Origin of the sequence: Acidiphilium sp. 20-67-58, assembly GCF_002255515.1 — a bacterium.
Lineage (GTDB): Bacteria > Pseudomonadota > Alphaproteobacteria > Acetobacterales > Acetobacteraceae > Acidiphilium.
The window spans coordinates 1-23,086 of the sequence record NZ_NCAS01000010.1 but is presented as its reverse complement, the minus strand read 5'-3'; the positions used below and the strand labels follow the sequence as shown (position 1 = coordinate 23,086).

The 23,086-nt window shown below is 69.5% G+C and carries 19 protein-coding genes; 14 read left to right on the top strand and 5 right to left on the bottom strand.

Translation table 11 applies throughout. The annotated features are described in order from the left end of the window. Window positions 1-2 precede the first annotated feature (2 nt). Window positions 3-983, top strand: a complete 981-nt coding sequence (locus tag B7Z76_RS05290; RefSeq protein ID WP_174504189.1) for an NAD(P)-dependent oxidoreductase — start codon at window positions 3-5, stop codon at window positions 981-983. On the opposite strand, the gene B7Z76_RS05285 is transcribed toward B7Z76_RS05290, so the two are convergent. Next, window positions 977-1,651 (bottom strand): YggS family pyridoxal phosphate-dependent enzyme, encoded by a 675-nt coding sequence (locus B7Z76_RS05285; protein WP_291342601.1) that lies wholly within the window; start codon window positions 1,649-1,651, stop codon window positions 977-979. The two genes, B7Z76_RS05290 and B7Z76_RS05285, sit on opposite strands and share 7 nt — an antisense overlap. Here B7Z76_RS05285 and B7Z76_RS05280 point away from each other — a divergent pair. The 7 genes from B7Z76_RS05280 (at window position 1,650) to uvrA (ending at window position 11,737) form a co-directional block, all read left to right on the top strand. Beyond that, window positions 1,650-2,246, top strand: a complete 597-nt coding sequence (locus tag B7Z76_RS05280) for a thiamine phosphate synthase (protein ID WP_174504191.1) — start codon at window positions 1,650-1,652, stop codon at window positions 2,244-2,246. The genes B7Z76_RS05285 and B7Z76_RS05280 overlap by 2 nt on opposite strands. Before the next feature lie 169 nt (window positions 2,247-2,415). After that, complete coding sequence (locus B7Z76_RS05275; protein WP_174504192.1) at window positions 2,416-3,690, top strand: porin; 1,275 nt, start codon at window positions 2,416-2,418, stop codon at window positions 3,688-3,690. Between the two features lie 274 nt (window positions 3,691-3,964). Then, window positions 3,965-4,501 (top strand): DUF3576 domain-containing protein, encoded by a 537-nt coding sequence (locus tag B7Z76_RS05270; RefSeq protein WP_371808634.1) that lies wholly within the window; start codon window positions 3,965-3,967, stop codon window positions 4,499-4,501. A 3-nt stretch (window positions 4,502-4,504) separates the two neighbouring features. Further along, complete coding sequence (gene leuS, locus B7Z76_RS05265) at window positions 4,505-7,099, top strand: leucine--tRNA ligase (protein WP_291342597.1); 2,595 nt, start codon at window positions 4,505-4,507, stop codon at window positions 7,097-7,099. Next, a complete protein-coding gene (locus B7Z76_RS05260; RefSeq protein WP_291342595.1) occupies window positions 7,083-7,610 on the top strand; it encodes a hypothetical protein in 528 nt (175 codons plus the stop codon). The genes leuS and B7Z76_RS05260 overlap by 17 nt, the downstream gene beginning before the upstream one ends. A 4-nt stretch (window positions 7,611-7,614) precedes the next feature. Then, window positions 7,615-8,628: a DNA polymerase III subunit delta gene (holA, locus tag B7Z76_RS05255; protein WP_291342594.1), complete on the top strand. Its 1,014-nt coding sequence runs from the start codon at window positions 7,615-7,617 to the stop codon at window positions 8,626-8,628. A 223-nt stretch (window positions 8,629-8,851) separates the two neighbouring features. After that, window positions 8,852-11,737 carry an excinuclease ABC subunit UvrA gene (uvrA, locus tag B7Z76_RS05250; RefSeq protein WP_291342592.1) on the top strand — a complete coding sequence of 962 codons (2,886 nt, stop codon included), beginning with the start codon at window positions 8,852-8,854 and terminating at the stop codon, window positions 11,735-11,737. Window positions 11,738-11,848: 111 nt separating this feature from the next. Here the strand turns inward: uvrA and B7Z76_RS05245 are convergent, their stop codons facing one another. Next, window positions 11,849-14,137, bottom strand: a complete 2,289-nt coding sequence (locus B7Z76_RS05245) for an FdhF/YdeP family oxidoreductase (RefSeq protein ID WP_291342591.1) — start codon at window positions 14,135-14,137, stop codon at window positions 11,849-11,851. Between the two features lie 318 nt (window positions 14,138-14,455). Between B7Z76_RS05245 and B7Z76_RS05240 the strand changes: the two genes are divergently transcribed. The 6 genes from B7Z76_RS05240 to ssb all read left to right on the top strand — a co-directional run bounded on the left by B7Z76_RS05240 (window position 14,456) and on the right by ssb (window position 20,132). Beyond that, window positions 14,456-15,388 carry a LysR family transcriptional regulator gene (locus tag B7Z76_RS05240; RefSeq protein WP_291342590.1) on the top strand — a complete coding sequence of 311 codons (933 nt, stop codon included), beginning with the start codon at window positions 14,456-14,458 and terminating at the stop codon, window positions 15,386-15,388. A gap of 57 nt (window positions 15,389-15,445) precedes the next feature. Continuing rightward, window positions 15,446-16,357, top strand: coding sequence for a bestrophin family protein (locus tag B7Z76_RS05235; RefSeq protein WP_291342588.1), 912 nt, complete (start codon window positions 15,446-15,448; stop codon window positions 16,355-16,357). A 72-nt stretch (window positions 16,358-16,429) separates the two neighbouring features. After that, window positions 16,430-17,068: a GbsR/MarR family transcriptional regulator gene (locus tag B7Z76_RS05230; protein ID WP_291342586.1), complete on the top strand. Its 639-nt coding sequence runs from the start codon at window positions 16,430-16,432 to the stop codon at window positions 17,066-17,068. Continuing rightward, on the top strand, window positions 17,065-18,483 hold the full coding sequence (locus B7Z76_RS05225; RefSeq protein ID WP_174504201.1) for a cytochrome ubiquinol oxidase subunit I: 1,419 nt from the start codon (window positions 17,065-17,067) through the stop codon (window positions 18,481-18,483). The genes B7Z76_RS05230 and B7Z76_RS05225 overlap by 4 nt, the downstream gene beginning before the upstream one ends. Before the next feature lie 5 nt (window positions 18,484-18,488). Continuing rightward, window positions 18,489-19,514, top strand: a complete 1,026-nt coding sequence (gene cydB / locus B7Z76_RS05220) for a cytochrome d ubiquinol oxidase subunit II (RefSeq protein ID WP_291342583.1) — start codon at window positions 18,489-18,491, stop codon at window positions 19,512-19,514. Between the two features lie 123 nt (window positions 19,515-19,637). Beyond that, window positions 19,638-20,132 carry a single-stranded DNA-binding protein gene (gene ssb, locus B7Z76_RS05215; protein ID WP_174504203.1) on the top strand — a complete coding sequence of 165 codons (495 nt, stop codon included), beginning with the start codon at window positions 19,638-19,640 and terminating at the stop codon, window positions 20,130-20,132. Between the two features lie 96 nt (window positions 20,133-20,228). On the opposite strand, the gene B7Z76_RS05210 is transcribed toward ssb, so the two are convergent. The 3 genes from B7Z76_RS05210 to B7Z76_RS05200 are packed head-to-tail and all read right to left on the bottom strand — an operon-like array spanning window position 20,229 to window position 22,791. Further along, entirely contained in the window at window positions 20,229-21,002 is a 774-nt protein-coding gene (locus B7Z76_RS05210; RefSeq protein WP_408736368.1) for an ABC transporter ATP-binding protein, read from the bottom strand. Then, window positions 20,999-21,763 carry an ABC transporter permease gene (locus tag B7Z76_RS05205; RefSeq protein WP_291342579.1) on the bottom strand — a complete coding sequence of 255 codons (765 nt, stop codon included), beginning with the start codon at window positions 21,761-21,763 and terminating at the stop codon, window positions 20,999-21,001. Before B7Z76_RS05205 ends, B7Z76_RS05210 begins: the two co-directional genes overlap by 4 nt. Then, window positions 21,760-22,791 carry an ABC transporter substrate-binding protein gene (locus B7Z76_RS05200; protein ID WP_291342577.1) on the bottom strand — a complete coding sequence of 344 codons (1,032 nt, stop codon included), beginning with the start codon at window positions 22,789-22,791 and terminating at the stop codon, window positions 21,760-21,762. Before B7Z76_RS05200 ends, B7Z76_RS05205 begins: the two co-directional genes overlap by 4 nt. Window positions 22,792-23,086: the final 295 nt, after the last annotated feature.

Genomic DNA, 23,086 nt, shown 5'->3' with positions numbered 1-23,086 from the left:
GCATGCACATCCACATCCAGGAATTCGCCGACAGCCCCTATCTCAAGCTGACGGCGCCCGAGTTTCACGAGGCCGCCGGCCTCGCCGGCGAGATCGGCGCCGGCCACACCCTGACCGTGGGCGAGACCGCGGCCGAGTTCGCCGCCGCGGCGCCCGGGATCGAGGCGCTGATCGCCACCCCCGCCGCGATCCGCCGGCTCGATCTCACGCTCGCGCCGCGCTTGCGGCTGATCCAGTCCACCTCCGCCGGCGTCGACCCGCTCGCCCCGTTCGACATGATCCCCAGCGGGGTGATGCTGCTGAACAATCGCGGCGTGCACGCCGACCGCGCCGGCGAATTCGCGATCATGGCGATGCTGATGCTGGCGACCCACATGCCCGCCTTCGCGACCGACCAGCGCGCCCATCGCTGGCAGCGCCGCGCCTCCGGCACGGTGGCCGGCAGGCGCGCGACCATCGTCGGCGTCGGCGGTCTCGGCGGCGGCGCGGCGCGGCGGGCGCGGCAGTTCGGCATCCATGTCACCGGTGTGCGCAACGGCACCGCCCCGCACCCCGATTGCGACGCGACCCGCCCGATCGCCGATCTCGACCTGATGCTGCCCAACACCGATTTCCTGCTCCTCGCCTGTCCGCTCACCGCGGCGACGCGCAACCTGCTCGATGCGCGGCGGCTGGCGCTGCTGCCGCCGCATGCCGGGGTGATCAACATGGGCCGCGGCGCGCTGGCGGATCAGCCGGCACTCTGTGCGGCGCTGCGCGCGGGGACCATCGCCGGCGCGGTGCTCGACGTTTTCGCCACCGAGCCGGTCCCGCCGGATGATCCGGTCTGGGATACGCCGAACCTGATCATGACGCCGCATATCTCCTCGGACGATCCGGCCCGCTACAACGCGGCGACGCTGGCCAGCTTCTTCGCGTCGCTGCGCGCACTCGCCGCCGGCCGCCTCCCGGCCACGCTGGTCGATTTCGCCCGGGGCTATTGAGGCGCGTGGCGCGCGCCGAACAGCGCCGAGCCGACGCGCACCTCGGTCGCCCCGCAGGCGATCGCGGTCTCGAAATCATCGGACATGCCGATCGAGCGCACCGCCAGCCCGTGCGTGTCGGCCATGGCGACGAGGGTGCGGAAATGCGGCGCGGGGTCGTCGCCGAGCGGCGGAATCGCCATCAGCCCGTGCAGGCGCTCGCCGAACCGGGCGCGCATCGCGCGGATGAAACCATCCGCCTCGGCCATACTCACCCCGGCCTTCTGCGGTTCGTCGCCGACATTCACCTGCACCAGCAGCCGCGGCATCCGCCCGGCGCGCTCGGCGGCCGCCGCCAGCGCATCGGCGAGTTTCGGCCGGTCGAGCGAATCGATGCAGTCGAACAAGTCCACCGCCTCGCGCGCCTTGTTGGTCTGCAACGGCCCGATCAGGTGCAGCGCGAGGCCCGGATGCGCCGGGCGCAGCAGCGGGAACTTCGCCGCCGCCTCCTGCACCCGGTTCTCGCCGAACACGAGTTGCCCGGCGCCGAGCGCCGCCTCGACCGCCGCGACCGGCTTGGTTTTCGACACCGCGATGAGCGTGACCGCGCGTCCCTGTGCGGCCGTTGCGATCCGCGCGCGGATGGCATCGAGGGCGGGCCTGATCGTGTCGGGGCTGAATTCGCTCATGGATGAACAACTGATCGCGGCGGCGCGGGCGGTCAAGCGCCGCCGCCGCACAAGCCACCCGACGCTGTGGCTGTTCACCGATCCCGCTCGGCTGCCCGATCCGCTGGCGGCGATCGCGGTGCTGCCGCCCGGCCTGTCCGGCGTGGTGCTGCGCGACGAGGTCTCGGTGGCGCGTGCCGCCGCCATCGCCCGGCTGTGCCGCGCGCGGCGGATCGCGCTGGTGGTCGCCGGCGCGCCGCACCTCGCCGCGGCGCTGCATGCCGGGCTGCATCTGCGTCGCGGCGCCCATCTCGGCTGCGCCCACCTCACCCGTGGCTGGATCACCGCCTCCGCGCATGGCCGGGCGGAACTCGTCCGCGCCCGCCGCGCCGGCGCGGACCTCGTGTTTCTCTCGCCCGCCTTCCCGACCGTGAGCCATCCCGGCGCGCCCGCCCTGGGGCCGGTGCGCTGGGCGGCGCTCGCGCGCGGGGCAGGGCTGCCGGTCATCGCGCTGGGCGGCGTGCGGGGGCGCCGGCTGCGCGCGCTCGGCCGATCCTGCGCCGGCGCCGCCGCAATCGGAGCGCTGGCCATTCAGCGCCATACACTGTGTCCTTGATACAACAGCGCATCTAAATAGCCCGCAAGCCGTCCCACGCATGTTGCTTCCTGAGACTGAAATGCCTTTTATCCGCTTGTCCGCTGCCCGGCCGCGATTGGTCGCCTTTCCGATACGGCGCAGGCAGCGCAGGATTCACGCCGGTTCGGCCGGCACAATGGAGGTTTGAATGCGCAAGTATCTTCTGGCGTCTGCCGCGTCGCTCGGCTTGATGGTCGCGGCGTCCGGCGCCGCCCACGCCCAGGCTGCCAAGGCTCCGGCCCCGGGCTCGATCCATGTCTACCTCAACGGCCTGATCAACGACCAGATCAACATGATCGGCGCGTCCGGCGACAGCGTCCAGGGCGGCACCAAGCTGAACCCGATCGGCATGTCCGGCTTCATCCGCCTGTATCCGGGCTTCGACGGCACCACCGAGAATGGCGTGCAGTACGGTGCGCATATCGAGCTGCGCACGGCCTACAGCAGCGCCGGCGTCGGCATTGCCGAGAATAGCGCCAGCGGCAGCCTGACCGGCGTCGCGATCCGCCGCGCCTTCGCCTATATTGGCACGCCGCAGACCGGTTTCGTCCGCTTCGGCCAGACCGATGGCATCTGGTGGCTGCTCTCCACCGGCGAATACTACAATTTCGGTGACGGCAACCTGTGGAACTCCGATGGTGGCGTCGGCGCCGCTGTCCCCTCGCCGGACGCTCCCTCGGGCCTCTTCACCTCGACCGGCGCGCTCTACACCACCAACAAGATCGTCTACATCTCGCCGAAGATCGCGGGCTTCCAGGCCGGCTTCGACTATGAGCCGAACTCGAACGGCTTCAAGCAGGGCGAGGCTTGCGCCATTGGCAGCACCACCTGCGCCACGCTGGCGAGCGCTCCGGGCGGTGCGGGCAATGCCCGTCGCAAGAACACCGTCACCGGCGGCATCGAATATTCCGGCGAGTTCAACGGCGTTGGCGTGACGCTGGCCTATGACTACCTGCACGCCGCGCCGATCGGCAACAGCACCGGCGCCAACGTGTACAAGTCGATGGGCATCAACGAGCTGTCCGGCCAGGTCAAGTATGCCGGCTTCACCCTCGGCGTGAATGCGAAGGCTGGCCAGGTCAACAGCGGCCTGCACTTCCTGATGCCCGGCCAGCGCGACCTGACCTTCTATGAAGTGACCGGCATCTACGACATGGGCCCCTACACGGTCGGTGCCTACTACTTCAACAACCAGTCGGCTGGCGCTTACACGCTCGGCTCCGGCATCGGCCGCACCGAGACCGACTATGGTGTTGCGGTTGGCGCCAACTACGCCCTCAGCAAGAACCTCGGCCTGTATGCGACCTACCTCTATGGTCACCGTCACCAGGCGAACTACAGCTTCGCGTCGAACAGCGCGACGAACCTGAAGAACAACGTGCAGTCCCAGGCGATCAGCCTCGGCGCCGCTCTGAAGTGGTAATCTGACCCGCAAGGTGTTCAGATGGGGCGGCGGAGCGATCCGCCGCCCTTTTCTTTTGGCGGCCTTCACGGCTGCACCTGTTTGCCGGCCCTCACGGCCGCACCCGTTTGGCGGCCTTCGCGGCCGCACCCGTTTGGCGGCCTTCACGGCCGCACGTTTGGCGGCCTTCGCGGCCGCGCGGCCCTTGGCGCGGTCGCGTCGCAGGGTTAAAGACCATCGTTGCCGGCCGGATCCTCCGGTCCGAACTGCGGAGACGAATGTGCGCTTTCCAGACATGACCTGCCCGAACCATTTCCCGCGGACCGCCCTGAAGCTCGCGGCGCTCGCCTCCGCCCTCGCGCTCGTGGCGTGCAGCAACGCGCAGCAGCCGAACCTGCCGAGCATGCAGTCCTACCGGGTGCCCCAGGCAATGGCATCGAGCGGCAATGGCGGCGGCATCGGCTCGCTGTTCAGCCTCGGCGGCAAGAGCCAGGCCGGGCAGACCGGCGTCGCCGTCAACGCCTATCTCTGGCGCGCCTCGCTCGACACGCTGAGCTTCATGCCGCTCGCCTCGGCCGATCCCTTCGCCGGCGTCATCATCTCCGACTGGTATTCCCCGCCCGGCACGACCGACCATCGCTTCAAGGTCACCGCCTATGTGCTCGGCACCACGCTCGCCGCCAACAACCTCCGGGTCTCGGTGTTCGAGCAGGGCCGCAGCGGCGGCGCCTGGGTCGACCAGCCGGTTGATCCCGCGGTCGCCAGCGGCATCGAGGACCGCATCCTCGCCCGCGCCGCCCAGCTCAAGGCCGCGGGACAGCTGAACGGCTGATCCATGGACCAGACCACGCACGATTCCGGCGCCTATGATTTTTCCGCCGCCGAGGCACGCTGGCAGGCCGAATGGGACGCGCGGGCCTGCTTCGCCACCGCCGACATCCCCGCCGGCGGCCGGCGCAAATGCTACGTGCTCGAGATGTTCCCCTACCCCTCGGGCAAGATCCACATGGGCCATGTCCGCAATTACGCGATCGGCGACGTGATCGCCCGCGCCCGCCGCGCCCAGGGCTATGACGTTCTCCACCCGATGGGCTGGGACGCGTTCGGCCTGCCGGCCGAGAACGCGGCGCGCGAGCGCAATGTCGATCCCGCGAAATGGACCCGCGACAACATCGCGGCGATGAAGACCGACCTCAAGCGCGTCGGCCTCTCGGTCGACTGGTCGCGCGAATTCGCCACCTGCGATCCCGAATATTACGGCCACCAGCAGAAGCTCTTCCTCGATCTCTTTCGCGCCGGCCTCGCCTATCGCCGCGAATCGGCGGTGAACTGGGACCCGGTCGACATGACCGTGCTGGCCAATGAACAGGTGATCGACGGGCGGGGCTGGAAATCCGGCGCGCTGGTGGAAAAGCGCAAGCTCCGCCAGTGGTTCTTCCGCATTACCGATTTCGCCGACGACCTGCTCGCCGGGCTCGACACGCTGGAGAACTGGCCTGAGCGCGTGCGCACCATGCAGCGCAACTGGATCGGCCGGTCCGAAGGCGCCGAATTCTCGATCCGCCTGACGGAACCCTGCGCCGGGATCGACAGCGTGCCGGTCTACTCCACCCGGCCGGACACGCTGTTCGGCATGAGCTTCGTCGCACTCGCGCCGGACCATCCGCTCGCCGCCGCCATCGCCGCGACCAATCAGCAGGCCGCCGCCTTCATCGCCGCCTGCCAGAGTGCCGGCACCTCCGAGGCCGCGATCGAGGCGGCCGAGAAGCGCGGCTTCGACACCGGGCTGCGCGTCGTCCACCCCTTCGACCCGTCGCGCACCCACCCGGTCTGGATCGCCAATTTCGTGCTGATGGACTACGGCACGGGTGCGATTTTCGGCTGCCCGGCGCATGACCAGCGCGACCTCGATTTCGCCCGCAAATACGGGCTCGACGTCACCGTCGTCGTCGCGCCCAAGGACGATCCCGGCCTCGCGGTGGGCGATGTCGCCTTCACCGGCGATGGCCTGATCGTCAATTCCGGCTTCCTCGATGGTCTCGCCGTCGCGGCGGCGAAATCCCGCGCCATCGCCGAGCTTGAGGCGCGCGGCGCCGGCAAGGGCGTGGTCAACTGGCGCCTGCGCGACTGGGGCGTCTCCCGCCAGCGCGCCTGGGGCTGCCCGATCCCGGTGATCCATTGCGAGGTCTGCGGCACCGTTCCCGTGCCGGAGAAGGATCTGCCGGTGCGCCTGCCGGAAGACCTCCCGTTCGACCGGCCGGGCAACGCGCTCGACCATCACCCGAGCTGGAAACACGTCGCCTGCCCGCAATGCGGCGCCGCCGCCCACCGCGAGACCGACACGTTCGACACGTTCGTCGACTCCTCGTGGTATTTCGCCCGCTTCTGCGCCCCCCGCGCCGCGGTGCCGGCGGACCCGGCGGCGACCTCGCACTGGATGCCGGTCGATCACTATATCGGCGGCATCGAGCACGCGATCCTGCACCTGCTCTACGCCCGCTTCTTCACCCGGGCGATGCACCGGCTCGGCGAGGTCGGCGTCGCCGAGCCCTTCGCCGGCCTGTTCACCCAGGGCATGCTCACGCATGAGAGCTACCGCACCGAAGACGGCAAGTGGCTCTACCCCGAGGAGGTGATCCGCCACGCCGATCACGCGACGACGCTCGATGGCCGCAAGGTGATCGTCGGCCCGATCGAGAAAATGTCGAAATCGAAGCGCAACACGGTCGATCCCTCGGCCGTCATCGCCCGCTTCGGCGCCGACACCGCGCGCTGGTTCGTCCTGTCGGACAATCCGCCCGAGCGCGACGTGGAATGGACCGAGGCCGGCGCCCAGGGCGCGTTCCGCTATGTCCAGCGCCTCCATCGCCTCGCCCGCAGCGTCGCCGCCGACCGTGCGGACGAGGTGGCGCTGGAGCGCGCCGAGGGCGAGGCCCGCAAGCTGCGCCAGGCGACCCACCGCACCATCGCCGCGGTCACCGAGGCGATCGACGGCTTCGCCTTCAACGTCGCCATCGCCCGGCTCTACGAGCTGGCCAACGCCATCGCCGAGTCCGAGGGCCGCACCGCCCCCGGCCTGCCGGCGGCGCGGCGCGAGGCGATGTCGGTGCTGATCCGCCTCGCCGCCCCGATCATCCCGCATGTCGCCGAAGAGGCGAACGCGCTGCTCGATCCCGCCTCCGGCCTCGTCGTCGACCAGCCCTGGCCGGTCGCCGACCCGGAGCTGCTCAAGCGCGATTCGATCACGCTGGCGGTGCAGATCATGGGCAAGCTGCGCGGCACGATCGAGCTGCCGCCGGGCGCTGATGCCGAAACCGCCATCGCGGCGGCGCTGGCCGAGCCGCGCATCGCGCAACTGCTGGCGGGGGCGAATATCGTCAAGCGCATCCACGTCCCCGACCGGATCGTGAACTTTGTCGTCCGGCCCTGAAGTCCTGGTCCTCGCCCTGGCGCTGCCGCTGGCGCTCGCCGGCTGCGGCTTCCGCCCGCTCTATGGCGGCGGCCCCGCCGGGGCCGCGGTCAGCGCCCAGCTCGACGAGGTCGATGTCGGCCTCCTGCCGGACCGCCAGGGCCAGCTGCTGCGCCAGGCGCTGGAGGCCGATCTCCAGCGTGCCGGCGCGCCCGGCTTCTACCGTTACCACCTGAAGGTCAGCTATGGCGGCTGGGCCGGCCAGCCCCTCGGCCTCCAGCCCGACAGCTCGAATACCCGCGTCCGCTACATCGCCTCGGCGAGATGGGAGCTGACCGCGGAGGGCAACCGCACCACGGTGATCGCCCGCGGCACCGCCGAGGCGATGGACGCGGCCAACATCATCGATAACCAGAACTTCGCCGCCACCCTCGACCAGGGCGTGCTGCGCCACCATTTCGCCCAGCGCCTCGCCCGGCAGATCACCGCACAACTCGCCGCCTATTTCCGCAATCACCCCGACCGGGGCTAGCCGCTTGAAGATCGACGCCCGCAACGTCGAGCGGTTTCTCGCCGATCCCGGTGCGGCGCGCTTCGTCCTTGTCTATGGGCCCGACACCTCGCTCGTCGCCGAACGGGCGCGGCGCCTTGCGAAGCGCGTTGCCGGCGCGCTCGACGATCCGTTCCGCCTTACCGAACTCGATGCCGACACCGCCGAGCGCCTGCCGGAAGAGGCGGCGGCGCAGGCCTTCGGCGGCGGCCGCCGCGTGGTGCTGCTGCGCGATGCGGCGGATCGTCAGGCTCCGGTCGTCGAGACGATGCTGGAGGGCAGGGGGGATGCGCTGGTGATCGGCATGGCGGCCGATCTCGCCGCTCGCTCGAAGCTGCGCGCGCTCGCCGAAAAACACACCGAAGCCGCCGCCATCGCCTGCTACCCGCCGGAGGGCGCGGCGCGCGGCCCGGCGCTGGAGGCGGCCCTGCGCGCCGCCGGGGTGGGCATCGGCCGCGAGGCGCTGGCGCTCGCCGCCAGCCGGCTCGGCGGCGAAACCGGCGCGCTGCGCGACGCCGCCGAGCGGCTCGCCCTCTATGCCGGGCCGGGCGGCGCGGTCGATCTCGCCGCGGTCGAGGCGGTGCTGGACGATCAGGGGTCCGCCTCGATGCAGGATGCGATCGATGCGGCGCTGGCCGGCAACATCGCCGCCGCCGACCATGCGATCGGCCTCGCCCTCGAAGAGGGGGCGGCGCCGGTCGCGGTGATGCGGGTGCTGCTGTCCGAGCTGGCGGCGCTGCGCCTCGTGGCCGATGCGGTCGGACGCGGCGCCAGCCCGCGCGACGCCATCGCCGCCCGCCGCCCGCCGGTTTTTTTCAAGCGCCAGCCGGCCGCCCTGGCCGCCGCCGCACGGTGGCGCGAGCCCGCCATCATGGCCGCGATCGAGCGCGTGCTGCGCGCCGAGGCCGATTGCAAGCGCACCGGCGCGATGCCCGAGCTGATCGCCCGGCAGACCCTGCTCGGCCTCGCCCAGCGCGCCGCGCGCGGGTCGGCCTCCTGATCCATCCCCTCTTTCCAGCCCGCGCCGGCGGGGCCATATCCAGCAATAGCACTATCCGATCAGATGGCGTCGTCTGACCGGAACGTGCTCTAGAGCATCATCCGATCAGATGGAATCATCTGATCGGATAAAGATGCTCTAATTATCAATAGGATAGAGTACGACATCCGATCCGGATGGATCGGAACGTGCTCTAAGACAGATCGGGGTTCAGAGGCGGTTCATGGCAGGGTCGGGCTACATCACCGTGCGCGGCGCGCGCGAGCACAATCTGAAAAACATCGACGTCCGCATCCCGCGCGACCAGCTGACCGTGATCACCGGCCTGTCCGGCTCCGGCAAATCCTCGCTCGCCTTCGACACGATCTATGCCGAGGGCCAGCGCCGCTACGTCGAGAGCCTGTCCGCCTATGCGCGGCAGTTCCTCGAACTGATGGGCAAGCCGGATGTCGACAGTATCGAGGGCCTCTCCCCGGCGATCTCGATCGAGCAGAAAACCACCTCGCGCAACCCGCGCTCCACCGTCGGCACCGTCACCGAAATCCACGACTACATGCGCCTGCTCTGGGCCCGCGCCGGCGTGCCCTATTCGCCGGCCACCGGCCTGCCGATCGAGGCGCAGACGGTGAGCCAGATGGTCGACCGGGTGATGGCGATGCCTTCCGGCACCCGGCTGCTGCTGCTCGCCCCGGTGGTGCGCGACCGCAAGGGCGAATACCGCAAGGAACTCGCCGAATTGCAGCGCCGCGGCTTCACCCGCGTGAAGGTCGACGGCAAGCTCTACGAAATCGCCGAGGTGCCGGCGCTCAACAAGAAGATCAAGCACGAGATCGAGGCGGTGGTGGACCGCATCGTCGTGCGCGAGGGCGCGGAACAGCGCCTCGCCGATTCCTTCGAGACCGCGCTCGCCCTCTCGGATGGCATCGCCTATGCCGAGAACGCCGACAGCGGCGAGCGCACGGTGTTTTCCGCCCGCTTCGCCTGCCCGGTCTCCGGCTTCACGATCGAGGAGATCGAGCCGCGCCTGTTCAGCTTCAACTCGCCGCACGGCGCCTGCCCCGAATGCGCCGGTCTCGGCACCGAAACCGTGTTCGACCCCGCGCTGATCGTCCCCGACGAGCGCCGCCCGCTCGCCGAGCAGGCCATCGCCCCCTGGGCCAACGCGCAATCGCCCTATTACGAACAGACGCTGGCCAGCCTCGCGAAGCATTTCAAGGTGAAGCTGACCACGCCCTGGGAAGACCTGCCCGCGACGGTGCGCGAGGCGATCCTGTTCGGCGCCGGCACCACCGAGATCGCCTTCTCCTACAAGGATGGCGTGCGCGCCTACACCGTCACCCGCCCGTTCGAGGGGGTGGTGCGCAATCTCGAACGCCGCATGCGCGAGACCGACAGTGTCTGGGTGCGCGAGGAGCTGGCGCGCTACCAGGCCGAGCAGCCCTGCCGGCGCTGCCAGGGTGCGCGCCTGCGCGACGAGGCGCTGGCCGTCCGCATCGCCGCGAAAAACATCGCCGAGGCCTCGGATCTCTCGATCCGCGAGGCGCGCGACTGGTTCGCCACCGTGCTCGACACGCTGACCCCGCAGCGCCAGGACATCGCCCGCCGCATCCTGCGCGAGATCAACGAGCGGCTGCAATTCCTCGTCGATGTCGGGCTCGACTATCTCTCCCTTGCCCGCAGCTCGGCGACACTCTCCGGCGGCGAAAGCCAGCGCATCCGCCTCGCCAGCCAGATCGGCTCCGGCCTGACCGGCGTTCTCTATGTTCTCGACGAACCCTCGATCGGCCTGCACCAGCGCGATAACGAGCGGTTACTCGGAACGCTGCGCCGGCTGCGCGATCTCGGCAACACGGTCCTCGTCGTCGAGCATGACGAGGATGCGATCCGCAGCGCCGATCACGTGATCGATATCGGCCCGCGCGCCGGCGTGCATGGCGGCGAGCTGATCGCCGAGGGCACGGTGGCCGACATCGCCGCCAATCCGCGCTCGCTCACCGGCGACTATCTCTCCGGCCGCCGCGCCATCGCGGTGCCGGACCGCCGCCGCCCGGTCGATCCCGCGCGGATGCTGAAACTCGTCGGCGCCCGCGGCAACAATCTCAAGACCGTCACCGGCGAATTCCCCCTCGGCGTGTTCACCGCCGTCACCGGCGTCTCCGGCGGCGGCAAGTCCACTCTGGTGATCGACACGCTCTACAAGGCGGTCTCCCGCCGGCTGATGGGCTCGGGCCAGGTGCCCGCGCCGTTCGACCGGCTCGACGGGCTCGACCTGCTCGACAAGATCATCGAGATCGACCAGTCGCCGATCGGCCGCACCCCGCGCTCGAACCCGGCGACCTATACCGATCTCTTCGCCCCGATCCGCGACTGGTTCGCCGAACTGCCGGAAAGCCGCGCGCGCGGCTACAAATCCGGCCGCTTCTCCTTCAACGTCAAGGGCGGGCGCTGCGAGGCCTGCCAGGGCGACGGTGTGCTGAAAATCGAGATGCACTTCCTGCCCGACGTGTTCGTCACCTGCGACACCTGCAAGGGAAAACGTTACAACCGCGAAACGCTGGAAATCCGCTTCCGCGACAAGTCGATCGCCGATGTGCTCGACATGAATGTCGACGAGGCGATGGGCTATTTCTCCGCCCAGCCGCGCATCCGCGACCGGCTCGAACTGCTCGGCAAGGTCGGGCTCGGCTACATCAAGCTCGGCCAGGCGGCGACCACCCTTTCGGGCGGCGAGGCGCAGCGCATCAAGCTCGCCAAGGAACTCGCCCGCCGCGCCACCGGCCGCACGCTCTATATTCTTGACGAGCCGACAACAGGACTGCACTTTGAGGATGTCCGCAAATTGCTGGAGGTTCTCCATGCGCTGGTCGATGCCGGCAACACCGTGATCGTGATCGAGCACAATCTGGAGGTCATCAAGACCGCCGACTGGATCATCGATCTCGGCCCAGAGGGCGGCGATGGCGGCGGCGAGATCGTCGCCGCCGGCACGCCCGAGGATGTGGTGGGGAGCGACCGCTCGCACACCGCCCGCTTCCTCGCCCCGCTGCTGCCCAATCCGCAGGCCAAGCCGGCGGCGCGACCCCCCGGCCGCCGCCGCAAGGTCGCCTGATGCTGCCCTAGAGCACGTTCCGATCCATCCGGATCGGATGTCGTGCTCTATCTTGTTGATAACCAGAGCATCTTTATCCGATCAGATGCTTCCATCTGATCGGATGTTGCCCTACGCCCCGGCGGCGAGCGGCGCCACGGTGACCGGCACCGATTTGTAGGTCGGCGTGCCGCTCTGCCGGTCGTGCCGCGACAACGGCATCAGCACGTTGGCCTCCGGGTAATAGGCCGCGACCGAGCCTTCCGCGATGTCGTATTCGATGGCGGTGAACCCGGCGAGGCGATGCGCCCCGTCCTCGGCATGGGCGACGTCGATGCGCCCGCCATGCTCGATGCCGAGCCGCTCCATGTCGGCGCGGTTCATGAACACGACGTCGCGCCGGCCGAACACGCCGCGATAGCGGTCGTCCATCCCGTAGATCGTGGTGTTGTACTGGTCATGGCTGCGGATCGTGGTCAGCAGCAGGGTCTCCTGCTCCGCGCCGGCGCCGCCCGGCGGCATGAACTCGGCGCGGCCCGAGGCGGTGCGCCACTCGCGCTCGGCCGGCGGGATCGGCAGGCGGAAGCCGCCCGGCACGGCGACGCGCGCGTTGAAATCGGCGAAATCGGGGAATACCGCCTCGATCGCGTCGCGGATCAGGCTGTAATCGGCCACCATCTCGCCCCAGGGCACGGTGCTGCGGGGCAGGGTGGCCATCGCCATCCCGGCGACGATCGCTGGCTCCGAGCGCAGCAGCTGCGAGGCCGGCGCGAGCTTGCCGGCCGAGGCATGCACCATCGACATCGAATCCTCGACGGTGATGACCTGCGGTCCGCTCTGCTGGATATCCTCCTCGGTGCGGCCGAGGCAGGGCAGGATGATCGATTCGCGGCCGATCAGCAGATGCGAGCGGTTCAGCTTGGTGGCGACATGCACGGCGAGATCCAGCTTGCGCATCGCCGCGGCGCAGGCCTCGGTATCCGGCATGGCGATGGCGAGATTGCCGCCGAGTGCCAGCAGCGCGCGGGACTCGCCGCGCAGCATCGCCTCCATCGCCGCGACCGCGTCATGCCCGTGGGCGCGCGGCGGCGCGAAGCCGAACCGCTGCGCGATCCGCTCCAGCATCGCCTCGCCCGGCTTTTCGGTGATCCCCACGGTGCGGTCGCCCTGCACGTTGGAATGGCCGCGCAGCGGGCAGATCCCCGCTCCCTCGCGGCCGAAATTCCCGCGCAGCAGCAGCAGGTTGGCGATCTGGCGCACATTCTGCGTGCCGGTCGAATGCTGGGTGATGCCCATGCCATAGGTGACGATGGTCGATTTCGCCCGCGCGTAATGCCCCGCCACGGTGGCGAGATCGGCGCGCGACAGCCCGCTCGCCGCCTCGATCCGCTCCCACGGCGTCGCGCGCAGGTCGGCGGCGAGATCGTCGAACCCGTTGGTGTGTGCCGCGATGAACTCCCGATCCAGGATCCCGGCGTCCGGCCCCGCCTCGGCATCGAGTTCGAGCAGCGCCTTCATGATGCCCGAGAGTGCCGCGGCATCGCCGCCGACCCGCACCTTGAGATAGGTCGAGGCGATCGGCGTCGCCCCCATCGTCGCCATCTCCACCGCGTTCTGCGGATCGGCGAAGCGTTCCAGCGCCCGCTCGCGCATCGGGTTGAACACGATGATCGGCACCCCGCGGCGCGCCACCTCGTGCAGCGTGCCCATCATGCGCGGATGGTTGGTGCCGGGATTGTGGCCCATCGCGATGATCAGGTCGCAATGGTCGAAATCGTCGAGCGAGACGGTGCCCTTGCCGAACCCGATCGACTGCGGCAGCCCGACGCTGGTCGCCTCGTGGCACATGTTCGAGCAGTCGGGGAAATTGTTGGTGCCGTATTCGCGGGCGAACAGCTGGTAGAGGAACGCCGCCTCGTTCGAGGCGCGGCCGGAGGTGTAGAACTCCACCATGTTGGGGTCGGGCAGGGCGCGCAGCACCTCGCCGATGCGGGCGAAGGCGTCGTCCCAGCCGATCTCGCGATAGGTGTCGCTCGCGTGGTCATAGGCCAGCGGATGGGTCAGCCGCCCGGCATCCTCCAGCGCGTGGTCGGACCAGCCGAGCAGCTCGCTCACCGTGTGGGCGGCGAAGAAATCGGGGCCGACGCGCTTGCGCGTCGCTTCCCAGGTCACCGCCTTGGCGCCGTTCTCGCAGAACTGGAAGGTCGAGGTGTGTTCCTTGTCCGGCCAGGCGCAGCCGGGGCAGTCGAACCCGGTGGGCTTGTTGGTGCGCAGCAGCAGGCGGGCGGCGTCGCCGGCATCCATCTGGGTGCGGATCGCCTTGGCGGTGGCGCGCAGCGCGCCCCAGCCGCCGGCGGGCGCGCCGTAGGGCCGGATGCCCTTCAGGTTGTGATCGGGCACGATGCGACGTCGCGTGGTCATGGGCTGCATCTCCGCTAGAGCGCCTTCCGGTCCGTCGGGGCCGGCCGCGGTTCTCTATGATGGTGATCATTAAAGCATCGTTACCCGCTCGGATATTTCCATCCGCGCGGGCGGTGCTCTGGTCTGGCCGCGCCGGCCCGCAAGCCGGTCGCGCCTCGCACGTGAGCCAGTGTGTCCGAACCTGCAACCCCTTGGACGACAAAATACCTGTGCAGAACGGGGCAGGGGGCACGACCCCCTTGCTGCGCGGCGGTGTATGGCCGACATCAGGGCCGATCGGCGTCTGCTGCAGGGCGTCGCCCCGCCGGAGGTCAGAACGTGGATTACCTGGGAGCCTTGCGCCTGTTCGGCCGCGCGGTCGAGCTTGGCAGTTTCTCGAAGGCGGCCGAGGCGCAGGGGGCGAAAGTGTCGACCGTCTCGCGCGCCGTCGCCGGGCTCGAGGCCGATCTCGGCGTCGCCCTGTTCCACCGCTCGACCCGCCGCCTCCACCTCACCGAGCCGGGCGAGCAATTCTACGCTCAGGTGCAGGCCATCCTCCGCAATCTTGACGAAGCGCGCGATTCCGTCGCGGCGATGCAGGCGCGGCCGCAGGGCCTGCTGCGGCTCAACCTGCCCGGCGCCTTCGGCCGCCGCCATGTCGTCCCCTTCATCCCGGAATTCCTCAAGCTCTATCCCGGCCTCAGGCTCGAACTCTCCTTCACCGACGTGCGGATGGACCTGCTGGCCAGCGGCGCCGACCTCGCCATCCGCATCGGCCCGCTGATCGATTCGACGCTGATCGCCCGCAAGCTCGCCGGCCATCGCCGCGTCGTCTGCGCGAGCCCGTCCTATCTCGCCGGCGCCCCGCCGCTCGCCGCGCCGCGCGACCTGCTGCGCCACAACGCCCTGATCTACACGCTGCAACCGACCGACCGCTGGTTCTTCCGCCGCGGCGCCGAGGCCGGCGCGCCGGAGGAGGAAGTGCCGATCGCCGGCATTCTCCGCTCCGATGATTCCGAGGCGCTGCTCGATGCCGCCCTCGCCGGCGTCGGCATCGCCCTGCTGCCGGTCTGGCTGGTCGGCGAGGACATCGCCCGCGGCCGGCTGGTGCGGCTGCTGCCGGACTGGTTCTCGATGATCTCGACCCGCCCCGGCGGCATCTACGGCATCTACCCGCCGCATGCCCGCATCTCCCCCAAGGTGCGCGCCTTTCTCGACTTCATCGAGATGAAATTCGGCCGCCCGCCCTACTGGGACGCCGAGGCCGGCTGACCCCTCCCGCCCGGCCTACCCGTTCCGTCCCGTCTCCCCCGCCCGAGGATTGCCCGCATGATCGTTCACGACCGCGCCAACACGCTGACCCTGCTGACCACCCTGCGCGGCTCGATCCTGCAACGCGTCGCGCCGCGGCTGCTGGCGCTGTTCCTGCTCGCCCTCGCCGTCACCATCGCCCATGCAATCCACCCGCTGCCGGACTGGCCGCTGGCCACCGTGCCCTTCACCCTGCTCGGCCTTGGCCTGTCGATCTTTCTCGGCTTCCGCAACAGCGCCTGTTACGACCGCTGGTGGGAAGGGCGGCGGCAATGGGGAACGCTGATCGCCGAATCCCGCGCCCTGATCCGCGAGATCACCGCGCTCCTGCCCGATGACGCCGCACTCACTCAGCGCCTCGGCGGCCGCATCGCCGCCTTCGCCCACCTGCTGCGCGATCATCTGCGCGGCGTGGCGGGGGCGGACTGGCAGGACTGGCTCGCCCCCGCCGAGCGCGCCTGGCTCGCCGGCCAGCGCAACCGGCCGGACGCGGCGCTGCGCCTGCTCTCCGCCGAACTGGCCGGCCTCGTCGCCGCCGGCAGGCTGAGCGACATGCTCTACCGCATCCTCGCCGAGCGCATCGCCGCGATGACCGGCATCCAGGCCGCCTGCGAGCGCCTGCGCACCACGCCCACCCCCTTCACCTACTCCCTGCTGCTGCACCGCACCGCATGGCTGTTCTGCATCTTCCTCCCCTTCGGCTTCGTGCAGACGCTCGGCCTCGCCACACCCATCGTCACGGTGATCCTCGGCTATGCGTTTTTCGGCCTCGATGCGCTGGGCGACGAGCTGGAGGAGCCTTTCGCCATCTCCCAAAATGCCTTGCCGCTCAATGCTTTCGCACGAACGATCGAGATCGCGGTGCTCGAAGCCCTCGGCGCCGACGAGCTGCCGCCGCCGCTGTTGCCGGTCGATCACGTCCTGTCGTGAACCCCGCCCCATGGGTTGACATGGCCGCGTCACTGGCTACTTGGATTTCAGAAATTACTGAAAGTTCAGACAGTGCCGCTCTCCCCCATCATCGAGGCCTTCGTGCTGCATTTCGGCGAGATGGGCAGCCATTGGGGCATCAACCGCACGGTCGGGCAGATCTACGCGCTGCTCTACGTGTCCGACCGTCCGCTGCCGGCCGACGAGATCGCCGAAACCCTCGGCTTCTCCCGCTCGAACGTCTCGATGGGGCTGAAGGAGCTGCAATCCTGGCGCCTCGTGCGGCTGCAACACCTGCCGGGTGACCGGCGCGAGCATTTCTCGACCCCGGACGACATCTGGCAGATCGTCCGCGCCCTCGCCGAGGAGCGCCGCCGCCGCGAGATCGACCCCACCCTCACCGTGCTGCGCGACCTGCTGATGGAGGCTCCCCGCTCGGAGGCCGACCGGCTCGCCCAGCGCCGACTCGCCGAGATGCACGACCTGATCGAGCTGCTGATGCGCTGGTCGGAAGACGTGCAGAAGCTCGACAACAAGGATCTGGTCCAGCTGCTCCGCCTCGGCGGCCGCGTCGTCGCGCTGCTGGAACTGAAGAACCGCCTGCCGCTGCTCGGGCGCGGCAAGGCCGGCCGCTCCCGGCCCGAGACAACCGAAGCCGACGCCCTTGCCGGCGCCGACGCCGACGACAACAACGATACGGACAGAGAATGACAAGCATGCATGCCGGCGGGCTGGCGATCGTGCTCGCACGCGCCCAGTTCGGTTTCACCATCGCCTTTCACATCATGTTCCCGGCCTTCTCGATCGGGCTCGCCGCCTATCTGACGGTGCTCGAGCTGATGTGGCTGGTCACCAATCGCCCGGTCTATCTCGACGCCTATCGCTACTGGCTGAAGATCTTCGCCGTGATCTTCGCGATCGGCGTCGTCTCCGGCCTGGTGATGGCCTACGAGGTCGGCGCCAACTGGTCCGGCTACTCGGCCAAGGTCGGGCCGATCCTCGGGCCGCTGCTCGCCTGGGAGACGATGACGGCCTTCTTCCTCGAGGCCGGCTTCCTCGGCATCATGCTGTTCGGCATGTCGCGCGTCGGCCCGAAGCTGCATTTCGCGGCGACCGCGCTGGTCTCGATCGGCACGCTGATCTCGGCCTCGTGGATTCTCGCCGCGAATTCGTGGATGCAGACGCCCCGCGGCTACGCGATCGGCGCGAACGGCGATTTCGTGCCGAAGAACTGGCTCGCCATCATCTTCAACCCGACCTTCCCCTACATGTGGCTGCACATGGTGCTCGCCGCCTTCATCGCGACGGCGCTCGCCGTCGGCGCGGTCGGCGCGTTCCACCTGCTGCGCAACCCGAAAAACCCGGTCAGCCGGCTGATGTTCTCGATGGCAATGTGGATGCTGACCATCGCCGTGCCGGTCCAGGGCTATATCGGCGATGAATCCGGCCGCGCGACGATGACCGACCAGCCGCTGAAGCTCGCCGCGATGGAGGGCGACTTCCACACCCGCGCCGGCCAGGCGCTGCACCTGTTCGGCTGGCCCAGCCGCAGCCTCGGCCGCCTGCTCTATGACGTGAAGATCCCCGATCTCGGCTCGCTGATCATCACCCACAAGCTGCACGGCGTAGTGCAGGGGCTCGATGCGTTCCCGAAATCCGACTGGCCGGTACTGATCCCGACCTTCTGGGGCTTCCGCGTCATGGTCGGGCTGTGGTCGCTGATGCTGCTCCTCGCCCTCGGCGCGCTGGCCCTGCGCCGCGGCGGCCGGCTCTATGAGAACGCCTGGTTCAAGCGCTTCGCGGTGGCGATGGGCCCGGCCGGCTTCATCACCATCATCGCCGGCTGGGTGGTCACCGAAACCGGCCGCCAGCCCTGGACGGTCTATGGTGTGCTGCGCACGGTGCAGAGCGCCTCGCCGCTCACCCTGGGCGAGATCGTCTGGTCGTTCGGCGTCATCATCGTGCTCTACACGCTCGTCTTCGGCGTCGGCATCCGCTACGTGCTCGGCCTGATGGCGCATGAGCCGACGGTGGGCGAACCGCCGCTGCGCGACGACAAGCCGCTGCGCAGCCATGGCCCGCACCGCCTGCACGATCCCGCTGCCGCCCCGAGCCCGGCGGAGTGACCGCCATGCTCAACGCCCACACATTGCCGATCATCTGGGGCTGCATCATGGCCTTCGTGATCTTCGCCTATGTCGTGCTCGACGGGTTCGATCTCGGCGTCGGCATCCTCTTCGCGGCCGAGCGCGGCCGCACCGAGCGGGACGTGATGGTGAATTCCATCGCCCCGGTCTGGGATGGCAACGAAACCTGGCTCGTGCTCGGCGGCTCCGGCCTCTACGGCGCCTTCCCCGAGGCCTACAGCGTGATCCTGCCGGCGGTCTACCCGCTGGTGATCGCCATGCTGATCGGCCTCATCCTGCGCGGCGTCGCCTTCGAGTTCCGCTTCCGCGCCCATACCGAGCAGCACCGGCTCAACTGGGATTACGGGTTCTGGTTCGGCTCGGTCCTCGCCGCTTTCTGCCAGGGGGCGATCCTCGGCGCCGTGCTGCACGGCACCAAGGTCGTCGGCGACCAGTTCGCCGGCGGGCCCTTCGCCTGGTTCTCCGCCTTCTCGGTGTTCACCGGCCTCGCGGTGGTCTGCGGCTATGCGCTGCTCGGCGCCGCCTGGCTGGTCTGGCGCACCGAAGGCGGGCTGCAACTGCGGATGCGCCACGAAACCGCCCGGCTCACACTCGGCATGCTCGCCTGCATCCTCGCCGTCAGCATCTGGTCCCCGCTGCTCGACCATGCCTATGCCGTGCGCTGGTTCACCTGGCCGGGCCTCGCCGTCACCGGCCTCGCCCCGCTCGCGGTGATGGCGCTGGCCTTCGTGCTGTTCCGCGCCCTGCGCCGCGGCGCCGCCTCGCGTGACAACACCGCCTTCCTCTGCGCGCTCGGCCTGTTCCTGGTCAGCTTTCTCGGCCTCGGCTTCTCGCTGTTCCCGAACATCATCCCGCCCGGCGTGACCATCTGGCAGGCCGCATCCCCGGTCGGCTCGCAGGAATTCCTGCTGGCCGGTGCCGCGGTGATGCTCCCGGTCATCATCGCCTACAACGCCTTCGCCTACCGCGTCTTCCACGGCAAGGTCGACCACGCGGCCTTCGATCACTGAGCCCGACGCCCGGCCCGCATGCAGGGCCGGGCGCATGGCTGGACAGCATGGCCAAGCCGTGTTGATACAATGTTCCGCCGCGGCAGGACGCCGTGGCGCGGTCTTCGAGCGGAGGGTTGGACAATGGCGGGTAGTGTGAACAAGGTGATTCTGGTCGGCAATCTCGGGCGCGATCCCGAAACGCGGACCACGCAATCCGGCATGAAGATCGTCAATCTCGCCGTGGCGACCTCGGAATCCTGGAACGACAAGGCGAGCGGCGAGCGCCAGGAGCGCACCGAGTGGCACCGCGTCGTCATCATGAACGACCGGCTGGCGGATGTGGCGGAGCGTTATCTGCGCAAGGGCTCCAAGATCTATCTCGAAGGCAAGCTGCAGACCCGCAAATGGACCGACCAGGCGGGCCAGGAGAAATACACGACCGAGGTGATGCTCGGCCGGATCGGCGCCGAGCTGGTCCTGCTCGACCGTGCCGGCGCCGGCGGCGGCGACGACATGCCGCGCCCGGCGCCGCGCGCCCCGGCCGCGTCCCCGGCCGCGCCCGCCGCCAGCCAATCGCGCGGCGGCGGCTGGGATTCCGGCCGCGCCAGCGATCTCGACGACGAGATTCCCTTCTGACCGGATGATGCTCTAACGCGAACGCCGGCCGGGTGCCTCCATCCGGCCGGATGACGCGCCGTCAATTCGTCCGAGCATCATCCTCCCGGATGAAGCTCAGATTCCGGCACCACCCACGAACGTCTCTTCCAGCGCCCGGCGCAGGTCGCTCACATACCCATCGAGCCCGTTGCGGGCGCGTGGATGCGGCGTGCGGATCGCCACATCCCGCGCGATCCGCGCCGGGCTGCCGGCCAGCAGCACCACCCGCTCGGCGAGATAGGTCGCCTCGTCGAGATCGTGCGTCACGAACAGGATCGTGGTGCCGGTCTCCCGCCAGATCCGCAGCAGCTCGTCCTGCAAGGCATGCCTGGTGATCGCATCAAGCGCGCTGAACGGCTCGTCCATCAGCAACAGGTCGGCCGAGACGGCGAGGGCGCGGGCAATGCCGACGCGCTGCCGCTGGCCGCCGGAAAGCTGCCCCGGCCAGCGCCCCGCCGCATCGAGCAGGCCGACGAGGTCGAGCGCCGCCTCCGCCCGCCGCCGCCGCGCCGCCGCGTCCAGCGCCAGCCCTTCCAGCCCGAACTCGACATTGCCGAGCACCCGCCGCCACGGCATCAGCCGCGCATCCTGAAACACCAGCGCCGCCGTCCTGCGGTCGGGCGCCGGGCGGGTCAGCAGCCGCACCTCGCCGCGCCGCGCCGCGGCCAGCCCCGCCACCACCCGCAACAGGGTGGACTTGCCGACGCCGGACGGCCCGACGATCGCGGTAAACCCGCCGCGCTTCAGGCTGAGATCGAGCCCTTCGAGCACGTTGCGCCCGGAGGCATCGCCCGGATGGCCGAAGGCGAGGCCGGTCAGCTCCACGATCATCTCCCCGGCACCGCTCATGCCCGCGTCCACGCCAGAAACCGCCGCGTCACCCGCTCGAACATCAGGTCGGTCATGCCGTAGAGCAGCGCGATCGTCAGCATGTAGAGCACCAGGACATTGGTCGCGAGCACCCCGGCCGCCTCGTTCATCCGCTGCCCGATCCCCGGAATCCCGAACAGCTCCGCCGCCACCACCGCCATCCAGCCCTGGCCGAGCCCCGAGCGCACGCCCGAAAGCATCCCCGGCAGCGCCGCCGGCAGGATCACCTTGCCGAGCCGGCGGGCGAACCCGCCCTGGCCGAACGCCGCGGCGAGTTCCACCAGCCCCTCATCGACCGTCTCGACCGCCGACCACGTCGCGAAATAGTTCAGCCAGAACACGCCGACGCCGATGATGAACGCCGCCGCCGCCTGGCTGGGGCCGAACCAGATCAGCGTGAAGGGAATCCACGCCAGCGGCGGAATCGGCCGCAGCAGCCGCGCGATCCAGGCTTGCACGGCGGCGAAGCGCGGCAGCAGCGCCACCGCCGCCCCGGCGACGATGCCGAGCAGGCTGCCGAGGCAGACGCCGATCAGGTAATGCCCGAGACTCTCGCCGATCGCGGTGAACCAGCTGCCATTGCGGATTTCGCCGATCAGCGCCTGCGGAATCGCACTCGGCGCCGGCACCAGGCTCGCCGGCAGCACCCCGCTGCGCACCGCCGCCTCCCAGGCGCCGATAAAAACCGCGAGCCCCGCCGCCGAGAGCAGCGCCGGCCGGCGTGGCGTGCCCGGCCTCATCCGGCCGATTTCACCGCATGCAGGTAGTACGAGGTGTCGAACATCGCCCCCACATCCGCGACCTTCCCGATATGGTCGATCTTCGCCTGATAGGTGTTGAGCTTTTCCGTCGCCGCGATGATCCGGCGCGGATCGGCGACCGGGTTGAGCGAGGGCGATTGCACCGCCTGCAGCAGCGTCGCCTCCGGGATCAGCCCCTTGCCGAGCGTCTTCGCGAGATCGGCGGCGGCGCGATGCGGATGCGCGCGCAGGAAATGCGTCGCCCGCACATGCAGATCGACCATGGTCTGCACCGCCGCCGGGTTGTCATGCGCGAGGCGGGATGTCACCGCGAGCACAGCGCCTGGCTGGCCAGGGAACATCGTATCGCCGCGCACGAGGATGCGCGCCCCCTTGTCGCGCTCCTGCACGATGGTCAGGGTCGGCTCCAGCGTCGATGCGGCGTCGAGCGATCCCGAGAGCAGCGCCTGCTGCAACGCGCTGGCGCCGAACCCCATCACCTCGACCGTATCCTGCGGCACATGCGCCACCTCGTCGAGCCAGTAGCGCAGCACCGTATCCGGCACCGAGCCGCGCGGCAGGCTGCCGATCCGCGCCTTGCGCCCGGTCGCCTTGCGGAAGGCGGCGAAGGCGGCGGCGGGGGAGGCTGCGTGCGGCCACATCCCGGCGAGCTTGCCGCGCCCGAGCAGGGCGATCTGCCCCTCGCCATTCGCCGCGACGATCCGCAGATCGACGCCATGCGCCTGGGCGACCATCGCCGGGCCGATCCCGATATAGGCGACGTCGAACCGGCCGGAGGCGAGCGCCTGCACCATTGCCGGGCCGGAGGAAAAACTGGTGCCGTGCAGCGCGAGCCCCGCCTGCCGCGCCCAGCCCTCGGCCTCGATGACAAAGAGCTGCGCCATCGGCAGGATCGGGATATAGGCGACGCGGAGCGCCGTCATCCCTGCCGCCCGCGCCGTCCGCGCGCCCCCTGCGGCCGCCGCGAGCGCCGCGGCCCCCGCCATCATCTGGCGTCGTGATGTCAAAACTCTGTCTGTCTGCGGCATCTTGCTATCCCGGAACTGGCGAACCCGCCGCCGGCGCGGCGCGCGGGCGGGCAACGTAACAGCAGACGGTCCCGCTTCACAATCGCCGCGTCCGCGCACGGTGCCGTGCGCCTGTGTCCCGCGCGTCAGCGCGTATTTTCGCGTCCCGCGCGTCAGCGTTTATTTTGTATCCCGCGCTCTAGGTTCTGTACCTATTGCCATGACTACGGGGCGTCTGATTCAAGTCTGTTCGGAGGACTTGGAAGATGGCGGAACTTTTCTGGCTGAACGACAC